The 13,294-nt window shown below is 69.3% G+C and carries 11 protein-coding genes; 3 read left to right on the top strand and 8 right to left on the bottom strand.

What is annotated here, in order from left to right; all coding sequences use genetic code 11:
* Positions 1-9: 9 nt before the first annotated feature.
* Entirely contained in the window at positions 10-867 is an 858-nt protein-coding gene (locus Aiant_RS33200) for an NmrA family NAD(P)-binding protein (protein ID WP_189332895.1), read from the bottom strand.
* Between the two features lie 131 nt (positions 868-998).
* On the opposite strand from Aiant_RS33200, the gene Aiant_RS33195 reads away from it, so the two are divergent.
* Positions 999-1,394 (top strand): winged helix-turn-helix transcriptional regulator, encoded by a 396-nt coding sequence (locus Aiant_RS33195; protein WP_189332894.1) that lies wholly within the window; start codon positions 999-1,001, stop codon positions 1,392-1,394.
* Positions 1,395-1,462: 68 nt separating this feature from the next.
* Here Aiant_RS33195 and Aiant_RS33190 read toward each other — a convergent pair whose 3' ends face one another.
* Genes Aiant_RS33190 through Aiant_RS33175 form a run of 4 tightly spaced genes read right to left on the bottom strand, consistent with a single transcriptional unit; the run spans position 1,463 to position 8,079 of the window.
* Positions 1,463-2,641: a Wadjet anti-phage system protein JetD domain-containing protein gene (locus Aiant_RS33190; RefSeq protein ID WP_189332893.1), complete on the bottom strand. Its 1,179-nt coding sequence runs from the start codon at positions 2,639-2,641 to the stop codon at positions 1,463-1,465.
* Positions 2,638-5,976: an ATP-binding protein gene (locus Aiant_RS33185; RefSeq protein WP_229830653.1), complete on the bottom strand. Its 3,339-nt coding sequence runs from the start codon at positions 5,974-5,976 to the stop codon at positions 2,638-2,640. The genes Aiant_RS33190 and Aiant_RS33185 overlap by 4 nt, the downstream gene beginning before the upstream one ends.
* A 2-nt stretch (positions 5,977-5,978) precedes the next feature.
* Positions 5,979-6,647: a DUF4194 domain-containing protein gene (locus Aiant_RS33180; RefSeq protein ID WP_189332891.1), complete on the bottom strand. Its 669-nt coding sequence runs from the start codon at positions 6,645-6,647 to the stop codon at positions 5,979-5,981.
* Positions 6,640-8,079 carry a DUF3375 domain-containing protein gene (locus Aiant_RS33175; RefSeq protein WP_229830578.1) on the bottom strand — a complete coding sequence of 480 codons (1,440 nt, stop codon included), beginning with the start codon at positions 8,077-8,079 and terminating at the stop codon, positions 6,640-6,642. Before Aiant_RS33175 ends, Aiant_RS33180 begins: the two co-directional genes overlap by 8 nt.
* Before the next feature lie 256 nt (positions 8,080-8,335).
* Here Aiant_RS33175 and Aiant_RS33170 point away from each other — a divergent pair, with 256 nt between their 5' ends.
* Entirely contained in the window at positions 8,336-9,352 is a 1,017-nt protein-coding gene (locus Aiant_RS33170; RefSeq protein WP_189332889.1) for a hypothetical protein, read from the top strand.
* A gap of 8 nt (positions 9,353-9,360) precedes the next feature.
* Positions 9,361-10,632, top strand: a complete 1,272-nt coding sequence (locus Aiant_RS33165; RefSeq protein ID WP_189332888.1) for an ABC transporter substrate-binding protein — start codon at positions 9,361-9,363, stop codon at positions 10,630-10,632.
* Between the two features lie 227 nt (positions 10,633-10,859).
* Here Aiant_RS33165 and Aiant_RS33160 read toward each other — a convergent pair whose 3' ends face one another.
* The 3 genes from Aiant_RS33160 to Aiant_RS33150 all read right to left on the bottom strand — a co-directional run bounded on the left by Aiant_RS33160 (position 10,860) and on the right by Aiant_RS33150 (position 13,279).
* Entirely contained in the window at positions 10,860-11,468 is a 609-nt protein-coding gene (locus tag Aiant_RS33160) for a hypothetical protein (RefSeq protein WP_189332887.1), read from the bottom strand.
* Positions 11,469-11,669: 201 nt separating this feature from the next.
* Positions 11,670-12,029 carry an RHS repeat-associated core domain-containing protein gene (locus Aiant_RS33155; protein WP_212846584.1) on the bottom strand — a complete coding sequence of 120 codons (360 nt, stop codon included), beginning with the start codon at positions 12,027-12,029 and terminating at the stop codon, positions 11,670-11,672.
* A gap of 110 nt (positions 12,030-12,139) precedes the next feature.
* Positions 12,140-13,279 carry a branched-chain amino acid ABC transporter substrate-binding protein gene (locus Aiant_RS33150; RefSeq protein WP_189332885.1) on the bottom strand — a complete coding sequence of 380 codons (1,140 nt, stop codon included), beginning with the start codon at positions 13,277-13,279 and terminating at the stop codon, positions 12,140-12,142.
* Positions 13,280-13,294: the final 15 nt, after the last annotated feature.

The following is a 13,294-nucleotide window of genomic DNA, read 5'->3' as shown; positions in this document are numbered from 1 at the left end:
TGACTCCCTTCAGCTGATGGCGGCGGCGATGGCTTCGGCTGGGCGTACGGTCGGGCGCCCGATCAGCCGTGACAAGTCCCCCGAGTCGGTGAAGAGCTCGCCACGGCTCATGGCCAGGTCGGCATCGGCGAGGATGTGGGCCAGCTCGGCGGGCAGGCCGGCGTCGACCAGCGCCTGGGTGAAGTCGCTTGCCGACAGGTCGGCGTGCGTGATCTGTTCGCCGGTGACCGCCGAGATCGTCGCGGCCAGTTCGCCCAGGGTGAACGCTTCGTCGCCGCCCAGCTCGTACACCTGTCCGGCATGACCTTCGCCGGTCAGTACAACAGCGGCCGCGTCGGCGTAGTCGGCGCGGGTCGCGGCGCTGATCCGGCCCGATCCGGTCGCGCCGGCCATGATCCCGCCGAGCGACACCTGCGGGAGCTGGTCGATGTAGTTCTCCAGATACCAGCCGTTACGCAGCATCACGCTGGGCACACCCCGATGCCGCAGATCCTGCTCGGTGGCGTGGTGAGCGACGCCCAAGATCGAGGTAGCGGTGTCCGCGTGCAGCATGCTCGTGTATGCGATCAGCGACGCGCCCGCCGCCATCGCGGCGTCCATGGCGCGGCGATGGTTGGCGACCCGCCGGCCGACGTCGGTGGTCGAAATCAACAAGAGCTTTCCCGCACCTTCGAAAGCCTCGGACAGGCTTGCCGCGTCGGCGAAGTCCGCCCGGCGAACGTCGATCCCGCGGTCGGCCAAGTCCTTGATCCGGGCGACGTCGCGGCTGGTCGCAACGATGCCGGAAGCCGGCACCCCACGGGCCAGCAGCGCTTCGACGACGTGGCGGCCCAGGCGGGAGGAAGCCGCGGTTACAACGATGGACATGAGTGGTTTCCCTCTTCTTCTCCGCAGGCTTTCCGCGGCGCAGACCCAGGTTTACCTGGTAGCTCTCCTTTGGTAAGTACGTACCTTGGGGTAAGGTGGCCACCGCGACGAAAGGTTCGAGGTGAGAGCCCATGACATCTACCGACAACGTGATCGAGCCCACCTCGGCATGGGATCCGTACTCCCGGGGCTGCCCCTCACGCGACGTGCTCGACCAGATCGGCAGCAAATGGGCGGTGCTCGTGATCGGCGAGCTCGGCCGGCGCGGGCCTTGCCGGTTCACCGAGCTACGGCAAGCGGTTGGCGGGGTGAGCGAGAAGATGCTTACCCAGACCCTGCGCACGCTCGAACGCGACGGGCTGGTCCTGCGAACGGTCTATCCCGAGGCGCCGATCCGGGTGGAATACGAGCTGACCGCGCTGGGTCAGACCTTGCGTGGCCCGCTCCGAGCACTCACCGAGTGGTCAGTGGAAAACAGCGCGGCGGTCCTCGCCGCTCGCGAGAAATACCGGGCGAAGACGGGCTAGGTTCTGCCGGCGATGCTTCGTCAGCCTTTCCGATGTGCACAGAGCCGACCGGCGATTGTCACCGCGGATCACGGCTGACCCACGACCTGCAGCAGTCGAGTCACCGCGTCGGTGAGCGGAATGACCTCTTGTTCGATGCGGCGAAACGGGGTCGGACCCGCCGTGGCAATGGTGTTGTAAGCGATCGTCTCGCCCTCGCTCAGGTGCGGCAGAAGCTCCCGTGAAGGCTTGAGGGGATGGCCGGCCTTGTCATGGCTGACACCATGCACGGCGTACCGATGCAGGTCGGTCGCCTCCATGAGAATGGACGCGACCTGTTTGCCGTCCGCGGCGAGCGCGGCGCGGAAACGGTCCAGGATCGCGTACCCGTCCGCATCGATGTCACCCCAGTACACGACGTGCTCCGCGGACCGGATCCACGGCACGTTCGCCAGCAGGGCGGCCGCGGCCTTCCCGCCTCCCTCGACCACGATCGTCTCGCCGACCGGCGGGAACCACAGGCGGGAGTCGCGGTTCTCCACGACGAGGACGACCCGGGGCCGATAGGCGATGTCGTGTACGTCCCCGGTGGTCCAGGCGTCGTGCCTGCGGCGCCCCGACGCGACGTGGCCCGGGTCGACATAGGTCAGGTGGATGACGGTCAAGCGAGGTCGTACTTCGTCGCGGACATCGCGCCCGGTGACGTCGCGCAGCAGCGAACCGTGGGTGTCGAGCCACTTGGTGTGCATCCCGGGCACCGGAAGCTGCCGCAGCGTCCAGTCGCCGGCGTCAGGGTGCTCACCCAGCCAGGTCACCGCGTTGATCAGCACCTGCACGTCGCCGGCGGAGAGCTTGGCGATGGTCTTCAGCGTGGCCGGGGTGACGACCGCGCCGGCTGACCGCAGGACCGACGCCTGCGTACGGACGCGGCCGACGTCCACGCCCGGCGGTTCAGCACCGCAGAGCGCGACGGCGCCGTCCAGGCCGGCGCGAAGCTCGACCGGGAACTCGCCGGCGACTCCTCGGATGGTCAGCGGCTTGCGGACGACCTCCACGCCGTCGGGTAGCCGGCTGGAGAGGTCGCGCCACTGCATGTGCCAGCCGTGCCAGGCGGCGTACCCGAGCCTTTCGACGTCCTTGCCGTTTTCCACCCCGGGGCGCAGCCGCACGCGGAAAGCGAACTCCGCGCACAGGGCTTCCGCCCACTTCTTTTCAAGACTGCGGCGGAGGGCCGCGACGGCGTCCGGTGGCGTGACGAGCGGGCTCATGCGTCGGGAACACCCACCAGCGGTTTGGCCCAGGACCGGCCGTGAGCGTTCTTGAGAATCAGGTACTCCGCGTCCACGTGCGGTTCGATCGCGCTGTGCTTGTCGTTCGGAGCGCCGATGATCAGCTGGAAACCCAATCCGCGCCACGCGCCGATCGCACGGCCGGTGAAGTGTGCGTCCGCCTTGATCAGCGCCTCGTCGAGAAAGACCGGGGCGTAGCGCGGACGGGCGGCGCCCGCGTCGCCCAATTGGTACCGCAGCGCGGCGCCGACGATGAACGCGACCAGTTCCTGCGACTCGCCGCCGGACTTCTCACCGATGTGGTCGTAAACGGCGACGTGCCGACCGTCGAGATCGATTTTCTCCGCGCTGATCCGGACGTGGTTGCGCACGTCGACGAGGTCGGCGAAATCGGGTGCGGTGCGGCGAATGCGGTCGATCACCTTGGCCATCCGGTGATAGGCGCGTTCCCGCTCGTCGTCGGTTGCCGCCTGATCGATCAGGGCGCGTACGTCGCGCAACTCCTTGCGGAATCGAGCCCGCGCCGTCGAATGGCTCTCCTGCGGGTCGATGCGCAGCCGGTGGTTGTCGTCGGCGAAGGGCAGTTCGGCGAGGATGCGGTTGACCGGGTCGATGCGGTCGCGGATCTCCCGGACCGCCGCGGCGAGTTCGCTGTCCAGGCCGGTCAGGTCGTTGCCGGACAGGTTGAGCAGGCTGTCGCGCCATTCGGTCTCCACCTCGTGCAGGCCGCTGGCCTCCAGGTCGGTGAGCAGGCGGTCGAAGTCGCGGTAGGAGGCGTCCGGGTCGGCGCCGAGGTTCGGATTCGGCCAGCGTTCGAGGAACGTGGTGAAGGTGTCGAGCAGCGCCTTTCTCGACCGTTCGATCGTCTCCGTCGCGATCTGCCGGTCGACGCGCAGCCGCTCGGTGGCGCGTTTCACCCCCGCGTCGAATTGCGCGAGCAGTTCCGTCGGGGTGCTGCTGTCGGCCTCGCTGTCGAAAAGCGTTTCCAGGTACTCCCGATGTTCCTGGCTGAGCTCGATGCCCGAGGCGGCGGCCACGTCGAGTGCCAGTTGAGCCTTGTCCACCTGATCGACGGTCGACGCCCACGACTCGCTGACCGCCTTGACGATTTCCTTTTGCCGGCCGACCCGCTCGGTCAGATCCCTGACCTGCTGTTTGAGCGTTTCCCATTGGCTCTGCAGGTGGTCGATCTCCGGATTGCCGGCGCGGATCTCCTCGATGACGCCGCTCCACCGCTGGTGTTCCGCGCGAACCGCCTCGACATCCACCTGATCCCAGGACAGTTCAATCAGATTTTGGTACGCGGTACGCCGCGCCTCCACCGAGTTGAGGTTCTCCTCCTCCCGCGAAGCCACGGCGACCGCGTCCTCGAGGCGCGTACGCGTGCTCTCGATCCGTTCTTCGAGCTCGGCGAGCATCCTGCCGTTCGTGAAACCGAGCACGTTGGCCCTGCCGTGACCGCCGTGCGCGCCCCGCCCGCCTTCCGACGTCTGACCGGTGATCGTGAGCGCCTTGGCGTACTGCGGCAGCAGCCGCGGCGTGTCGACACAGACGTAGGCGAACCGGCGGGCGAGCTCGGCCTTGAGCCAGGCGGTGAACGGCGACGGCCGGTAGTCGAGTCTGCCGGGCAGCGTGTTGCCGTCGAGTCCGACGTCGTCGCGCTGCCCGGTCCGCACGCCCTCGAACTGGATGCGCCGCGCGGTCGGCACCGCGTTGATCGCCTCACGGAACGCGTTCAGCCGGCCGATGTCGATCAGCATCCGGGTGGCGAACCCGCCGAGCGCCAGGTTGAACGCCTCGCGCCACGGCTCGAACTCGGTGCGTACCTCGATCAGCTCGCCGACGAACGGCAGGTCCTCGGGCCTGAGCCCGGCGGCCTCGGCCAGCGCGGCGCGCGCCTTGTGCAGCTCGGTGGGGATGTTGCCCCGGCGGGCCTTGACCGCGTCGCGCTCGGCGCGCAGATCCTTCAGCTCCTGCTCGGCCGCCTTCTTCTCCGAGACCGCGTCCGCGTACGCGTTCTGAGCAGTCCTGCGGGCGTCCGCGTCGGCCAGCGAGCGGTGCGCCGTCTCGACCAGTCCGGCGAAGTCCTCGCCGGTCGCAACCGTGGCGCCGATCGTGGTCAGCGCCCGGTCCAGTCGCTCGCGAGCGCGTTCGACGTCGGCCAGCCGCTGCTCCACGACGCGGATCTCGCGCTGCGCGGTCTCCATGCGGTCGCCACCGGAGGCGCGAATGGTGTCGGCGACCCCGTCGCGCTGCGTCTCGGCGGCGGCGACCAGGGTGTTCGTCTCGGCCAGTTCGTCCTTGGCGCGGCGGTGCCGCTGGTCCAGGTCCGCCTCCGCCGAGCGCAACAGGTCGAGCCGGCGCTGATGACGCCACAACGCGGCGGGCGACACCGGATCGGTGAAGGCTCCGATCTCGTCGATCGAGCACAACCGGTCGATCGCCTCGTCGATGGTGCGCCGGTGTTCCCGGATCGGGATCAGCGCCTTCACCTGCTGACGGGCGGTGATCATCCGGGTCCGGGTGCCGGAGAGCTCGTCGAACTGCTGCACCACGGCGTCCGCGGTGGCCAGCGTGGACGGCTCCTCCAGGACCATGGTCTTGTACAGCGCGTCGACCGTGGTGATCTGCTGGCCGGCCTGGATGCGCCCGAGCAGCGCGACCGCTTTGTTCCCGTCGCCCGCCGCGCCGATGCCGAGCGTGGCGTGCAGGCGCGCGGTGAACTCCCGGTCGGTCTCGCTCCACGTCAAGCCGGTCGCCACCACGTCGGCACGGGCGAACTTCTTGGTCACCGGGCCCTCCAGCGCCCGCAGCTGATACGCGTGGTCGCAGGTGGCGCGCACCGCAACGACGTCGTCCAGGACGCGGGCGGACGACGGGACGTACCAGGCGCGCAGCGCGGTGAACTCGGCGCCGGTGTGGTCGACCCAGGTCATCGCGATGGCCGACCAGGTGTCCCGGCCGTCGCCACGCAACACGCGCAGCTTGGTCTCGCCGTCGGTGCGCGACTCGTCGAGCTTGCCCCGGGCGTACGAAAGGATGTTGCGTTGGTCCTTGCCCCGGGGACGGCCGACCACGCCGCCGTTGGACGCACCGTTGAACGGTGTGGTGTGCGGCATGAGCAGCGCGATGTAGGAGTCCATCAGCGTCGACTTGCCCGATCCGGAACCGCCGCTGAGCAGGGTCGCGCCGGGCGCGAGCCGCAGGTGGTGATACCCGTCGTAGCCACCCCAGTTGACCAGTTGCAGGTCCCGTGCCACCCACTGCTGGCCCCGCGATGCTGCCGGGACCAGCCCGAACAGCGTGTCGATCATGCTCACGCCGTAGCCTCGTTCTGTTCGCGCAACCACTCGTTCAGCTCGGAGAGCTTCTCCCTGCTCAGCACGACCTCCACCATCGGGGTGATCCGGTACCGGCCCGCGGACTCCTCCGTGAGCAGGCCCTCGGTGACCAGCCGCTGCACCGCGTTGCGCACCTCCAGCTGGCGCCGGGCCAGGTTGTGGTCCTCCGGGTCGAAGTAGGTCAGCACGGTCTGCTCCAGCTCTTCGATGTCGACCCGCGCGGACGTCTCGCCGGTGCCGCGTTCGCGCTGGTAGACGGTCCGCAGGTGGACCAGGACCAGGGTCTCGGCCCGGTTGTAGGGGTCGTCCTTGAGCAGGATCGGCACGTCCAGCTCCACCGAGCGGACCTGCTGTTTGTACGCGACGCCGCGATCGTGGTCGACCACGAGGCGCACGAACAGGTCGTGCATCCGCGACTCGATGATCTGCTGGTTCTCCAGCAGGGTGCGCCACTGCGCCGGGTTCTTCTCGGCGAGCAGGAACTTGCGCCGCAACAACTGGACCAGCACCCGGCGTACGTCCGCGTCGAGCGTCCCCGCGTCACCGGCGAACAGCTCGGCGGGATCCTCCTCCATCGAGACCGGGTCGATGAACCCGGCCGCCTCGCTCGCCGACCAGTCGTCGGTGTCGACCGGCTCAGTCATCGCCACCGCTCCCCTCCGTGTCCCCCGGATTGACCACCACACCACTGAGCGCGAACCGTCGCCGGGTCCGATCCGGCCGCACCGTCTCGACCACCGCGACCTCGGCCGTCTCGGCCATCCCGGCGTCATGGGCGATCTCCAGCAGCCCGAGCAGGTCGACCGGCCGCTGGATCTCCTCGCCCGCCGCCCGGAACGCGGCCAGCACATCGACGCTCGTCGCCCCGCTCGCGAACGTCTCCAGGTGCGTGCGCAGCTCGGCGTACCGGGCACCGCCCCAGGCCCGGGTGTCCGCGGCCGGCAGGTCCTCGGTCTCGTCCCAGTCCCGCAACGGCGCGGGCGGCTGCGGCGGGCGCGGGTCACTCATCCGCTGACGCAGGTGTCCGACGTCGGCGACCGGCAGGCGGCGCAGCGGCTCGACGGCCTCGCCGCGGCGCGAGCCGGGGACCCACTTGTGCAGGCCCGTCATCACGTCTCGCAGCAGTTCGTCCACCTGGCGGTCCCGCATCGGATCGTGGTTGCGGACCTGGGTGGTGATGACGTGCGAGGCCTGCCGCTGGGCGGCCAGCACCTCCTTGACCCCCTGTTCGATCCGCCGGGAGATCTCGGTGAGCTCGCGGCGCTGCTGCTCCGGCAGCAGCTCGGTGAACCGGTGGCGCAACACGGTACGCAATTGGCCCCACAGGACATCGATCTGCGCCGGGTCGCCGATCAGGCGCAGCGCGCCCGCGAACGCGCGGCCCTCCGAGGTCGCGTCCAGGATCCGCTGGCCGCGGGCCAGGTACTCGCGCAGCACCTCGCCGGTGGGCCGGACGTCGTGCCGCAACTCCGCGACCACGTCACGCTGGATGGCTTTGATCGACTCGGCGACGCGGGCGAAGTCCGCGGGCAGCTCCCGGGCCAGGTGCAGCACGTTCTCGGCCGCCTCGAGCAGCTGCTCGTCGTCGGCGGTCTCGACGGCGCCGCCCTTTTCGAGGCGGGTCAGCTCCTTCTGCCGCTGCTGGATCTCCTCGTGCAGGCGCACCATCCGGGACATCAGGTCCGGGTCGGCGTCCTGGGCGAGTCGCTCGATCGCCTCCAGCAGCGTCCGGACCCGCGACTCCGACACCCGGGTCCGCGCGCCGCCGACGCGTCCGGCGACTTCGAGGGCGCCGACACCGTACGCCGAGAGCCGATACACCTCGACGTCGTCGTCGGACACCTGCCGGACCAGCCATCCGGCCTGCACCCACTGCCGGCAGAGGTCACGCGCGGTGCCCGCGGGCAGCGGCTGGTTGTCCTCGTCGCCGTAACCCGCGGCCCGCAACTGGTCGAGCGCGTCGTTGATCTCCGCGTGCGCGTCCGCCACCGCCACGGTCGGCCGCTCCGCGGTGAAGACCATCGCCAGCACCGTCACCACGAAGGGCGCGTGCGTCTGGTGCAGCAAGGCGAGCATCGGATTCTGAAACGCTCGAAGCGCTCCCTGGTAAGCGCCTTCAACACCTCGTGTAGCCATCAGCGAACAGCCTACGGGGCGGGTACGACGCAGCCCGTCTTCGCCGTTGTCCCAGTGTCCCGTGCCGCCGGCAGACGAAGATCAACTTTCGGTAGCGGTGTGGACACCGTTGGTACTGTTCCCCGCGGGAGGGCGGCCATTGCGGAGATTCAGGATCCATTCGGGTACGACCCGGACGGCTCTGTGGCGTGCCCTGGTGGTGCTGGAGCTGGCGCTGCTGATCGTGCTCGGCACGTCGGCGTGGGTCTTCCAGGGCACCCGCGCCACCGCCGAGCGGGTCGGCAGCCACTCGGTGCCGTCGATCCAGCACGTCCTGGCCGCGCACGCCGCGCTGGTGGAGGCCGACCAGGCCGCCGTCGCCAGTTTCCGCAGCGGGGCGGTGGGCCTGACCGGCCCCGGTGAGCGATATCAGAACCAGATCGCCCTCGCCGGCCAGAGCCTCACCCAGCTGGCCGTGGACAGCATCGCGGGCGCCGGGGTCGGCCAGAGCATCCAGCTGGTGCAGGGCCAGCTGGCGGCGTACTCGGGGCTGATCGAGCAGGCCGACGCGCACTTCCGCAAGGATCCCGCGTCGGTCCTGGCCACCGCCGATCTGTGGTACGCCTCGCGCCTGCTGCACATGCCCGACGGCATCCTGGACCAGCTCGACGACCTGCTGGCCGTCGAGCAGCGGGCCCTCGACGATCAGCTCACGGCCGGCCGGATGGCGCCGGGCTGGATGGCCGTCTGGATCGTGCCGGCGGCCGTGCTGCTCGGGTTGCTGGTGGCCACGCAGGTGTTCCTGAGCCGGCGCTTCCGCCGCACCTTCAATCCGCCGTTGATCGCCGCAACCCTCGCCGTGCTGGCCCTGGCCGCCGGGATGTCGTCCGATGTCGCCGCCCGCCGCGAGCTGACCGCGACGCGGCAGGCGGGCGCCACGCTGGTGGGGGTGTGGCAGGCGCGCATCGACGCCGCCGACCAGCGTGGGCAGACGATGCTCGGCGAGGCGGTGGCGCAGGCGTGCCCCGGTGCTTGCGATGACCTGGCCATTGCGAAAGCCGCCGGCGAGTCACCGGCGGAGGAGACGCTGACCGCCCGCATCAAGGACGTGGACGGGCATGCCGCGGCGGCCGCCGCGACGACCGGCCGGCTGGTGTTGCTCCTGCTGGCGGCACTGATCGCGATGGCGCTGGTGCCGCTCGGCCTCTATCCCCGCATCGACGAGTATCGGTAGGAGCGGCGATGCGCATCGTACGGGTCGTGGCACTGGCAGCCGTCGTCGTCCTGCTCACCGCGACCGCGGCATGCACCGGCGGCGACCGGGCGGCGGTGACCGTGCTCGCGTCGTGGACCGGCGGCGAGGCGGCGGCGTTCCGGCAGGTGCTGGACCGGTTCACCGACAAGACCGGCATCAAGGTGGATCTCCAGGGCACCCGCGCGCTCAACCAGGTGCTGACCGCCGAGGTGCAGAAAGGCACCCCGCCGGACATCGCGGTGCTGCCCAGCCTGGGCGATCTCGCCGGCTACGTGCGCCGTTCCGCGGTGCGCCCGTTGACCGGCGTGATCGACGCCGGCACCGAGCAGTCGCACAGCGCACAGTGGCTACGCCTGGAGCAGCTGGACAACGCACGCTACTCGGTGGCGGTCAAGACCTCCCTCAAGAGCTTGATTTGGTACGACCCGAGCCGGGTCCCCGACCTGTCGGGTGACAAGCCGCCGACGTGGGACGGGCTCGTGAAGATCAGCGAACGCCTCAGCACGGGCGGCGCCGCGGCCTGGTGCATGGGCATGGGGTCCACTCCGGTCTCCGGCTGGCCCGGCACCGACTGGATCGAGGACTTCGTGCTGCACCAGGCCGGCCCGGGGGCGTACCAGCGCTGGGCCGCCGGAAAGCTGGCCTGGACCGCCCCGGAGATCAAGCAGGCGTGGCAGGCCTGGGGCCGGATCGCGCTGCGGCCCGGTTTCGTCCGTGGCGGCGCGTCCGGCCTGCTGTTCACCGACTTCGGCGACGCGGGCCGGGCGATGTCCGCCGACCCGCCCGGATGTTTCCTGCACCACCAGGCGTCGTTCGTGGCCGGCGACGCCGCCGGCCTGGACTTCATGCCGTTCCCGTCCGCCCGGGCTCGGGCGTGGGAGGTGTCCGCCGACCTCGCCGCCCTGTTCACCGACAAGCCGGAGGCGCGCGAGCTGATGCGTTTCCTGGCCACCGACGAGGCGCAGAGCATCTGGCCGGCGGCGAGCCACGGCTCGGTGTTCTCCGCGAACCGGGGCGTCGACCCGGCCATCTACGACGACCCGGTGACCCGCCGCATCGCCGAGACGCTGACGGGGGACGCGACGCTGTGCTTCGACGCCTCCGACCTCATGCCCAGCGCGATGACCAACGCCTTCTACCGCGCCGTCCTGGAGTTCCTCCAGTCCCCCGACGACCTCGACCGCATCCTGACCCAACTCGACCGGTCCCGCACCACCATCCCCGCCACCGACTGGCTGACCGTCCCGTGCGGCACCTGAACCACCGCCCAGGATCTGGTCCGGCGGTGGGACTGGCCCACCGAGCAGCCTCTGCCCGGAGGATCGCCACCTGCGTGCCGGTTGGGTCCGCACCCTGCCCGTGTGGGGGCACGGGTCTTAGTGCGGTGCCGCTGCCAGCGAGTTCGTAGCCGAGGCTGACGCACCTCGCGGACGATCACCGCACCCACACCAGCTTGATCAGGCTCGAGGAGCGCCAGCGATAGCTCTCAGTGCCAACCTTCGACCACCGCTGCAGCTCTGGCAATGGCGGAGCCAAGCGGTTCAGCTGGTCCAGGCGACTCGTTGTAGACGTTGAGCTGAAACATGTTGTCGGCAGTCGGATAGAACACCAATCCGTACCGCACCGATTCGACTCGGTCGCGAGAATGGATCAAATGCAGGGTCCCGTGACTGACCCATGGCCGCAACTGGCGTAGTACCGGGTTCGCACAGATCGCGGCAGCCTCTGCACGAAGATGGTTCTCGCCGTGCTCCGTCAGAAGGTGCCACAACGCGTCATTAGCGGTCTCGGAATCGGTGACGCGGAGATAGCCGTGACGCAGGCAGAGCTCGCCGACCGAAACACCCTTCCGGATGTCGATCATGGCGCTCAACAACTCGGCTACGATGCGCGTTCTGCCCTCTGCGACGATTTCGTCGCGCACCCAGATCGCTAGTTCATAGCCAGTATCGCATCCGGACCGAACAGAGACGTGTCCATCGACTGTCGGCAAAAGAGCGTCGACGGAACCGAATCGATCCTTGCCGCTGCACAGGCCGTCCAGCGGAGCATCGGACAGCGCAGCGTCCTTTATCAGTTCTTCAACCAGCGTCACCGATGCACCACCCTTCAGTCAGTCCCCATCAGGAGCTGGCGAGATTACACCTTTACCCTAAAGGCTCGCATGACACCTGCAACCGCCGCCGTTCACGCTATCCACCGAAGGGATTCGCCACAACAACCCGACCTCCACCCCAATACCAATTACCACTCATACGCCCACTGGTCCTGTCCATCTGCGAGCCCCGCGCATAGCTCACCTCAAATGCTTCCTGAGCAGAATGGGCCGGTTGAGCACGTAGGTGTAGGGGTTGGTGTCGCCGGAGGCGAGGCCGAGCGGGTCGTGGCTGAGGAATCGGCCGCTGCCAGGGGCGTAGAAGCGGGAGCGGTAGTTGTAGAGGCCGTTGCCTTCGTCCTCGCGGCCGGTGAAGCGGATGGTGTTGCCGCTGTCATTTCCGCTGACGGTGGTGGTGCCGAACGGGTCGTAGCTGTATTCGGCGTTGACCGCGGTGGTGTCGGCCAGCCCGATCGTGGAGCCGAGGTTGTCGGTCAGCAGCGATTGGGTTCCGGCCGACGTGACGCGGGCGAAGATCTCGTCGATGCCACCGGGCACCATGTTGGCCGTGGCGGCGCCGCCGACCCGCGCGACCGCCGAAAGGGTCGGCAGCCACTCGATGCCGTCGAGCCAGCATGTCCTGGCCGCATACCGCCCACCCGGTCGGGTCTTCAGCCCGCCGGGACCTCCGCCAGCTTTCCGTCCCGGACCTCCAGCAGCAGGAAGACCGGATTCTCCCGGGTGCCGTCGGGGTTGAACTTGACCGTCCCGGACAGCAGCGGCAAGTCCGGTGTGGCGGCGATGGCGGCACGCACGGCGGCGTGGTCGACCGAACCGGCCCGCTTGATCGCATCGACGGCCACCGTGACCGCGTCGTAGGCCTCCGGTCCGCCGGCGCCGGGCTGCCGCCCGGTGACCTTCGCGAATCGCTGCGACCACCCGGCCAGCGACGGCATGAGCGCCGGCACCATCAACGCCGTCCCGTACACGTTCTTGGTCTGCGCGGCGGTCAGACCCGTGAGCAGCGGCCCGTCCGTCGCGCCGTCACCGACGAAGATCCGGCCGTCGAACCCGGCGGTCCGCAGATCCTTGATGAGCTGGTTGGCCTCTCCGTAATAGCCGGTGAAGTACACCGTGTCGACTTTCTCGCCGACGATCTGCTTGGCCAGCCGGGCGTACGACGGCGCACCCTGACTGAGTTCGTGGGTGGCGACCGTCTCGATGCCCGTACCGGGCTTGGCGGCCGCCTCGGTGGTCGTCCGGCCGAGGGTGACCGGGAAACTGGTGCCGTCGTTGACGATGATCAGCCGCTTGCTGCCCATCCGGCGCATGGCGGCGACCGCGAAGGCGCCTTCGGCGGTGACCGTGCCACTGATCAGGAAGATGCTGTCGTACTTCGGCACCAGCAGATCGGTGGAGGTGGCCAGGGCGATCACCATCGGCACACCCGCGTCCCGGAAGACCTTCAGGGTGGGCACGGTGGCGCTGCTGCAATAGCCGCCGACCGAGACCGTGATGTCCTGCGCCACCAGATCGTTGGCCTTCACCACGGCGGTGCCCGGGTCGCAGGCGTCGTCCAGGACCAGCAACTCCACCTTGCGGCCGAGCACTCCCCCGGCCGCGTTGACCTCGTCGACCGCCATCTGAGCCGCATCCCGCATCTCCCGGCCCGACTGCGCGTTGGTGCCGGACAGCGGCACCAGGGCGCCCAGCCGGATGGCGGCCGGCGCTTCGGCGGTGGAGGTGGCCGCGTCGCCGCCGCCACAACCCCCGAGCGCGGTCGCCCCGGCCAGCACCAAGACAGTGAGCAAAGTGCCGAACCGTGG

The organism is Actinoplanes ianthinogenes (assembly GCF_018324205.1).
Lineage (GTDB): Bacteria > Actinomycetota > Actinomycetes > Mycobacteriales > Micromonosporaceae > Actinoplanes > Actinoplanes ianthinogenes.
Note: the sequence above shows the minus strand (reverse complement) of the source record. Positions and strands in the feature narration are given on the sequence as shown.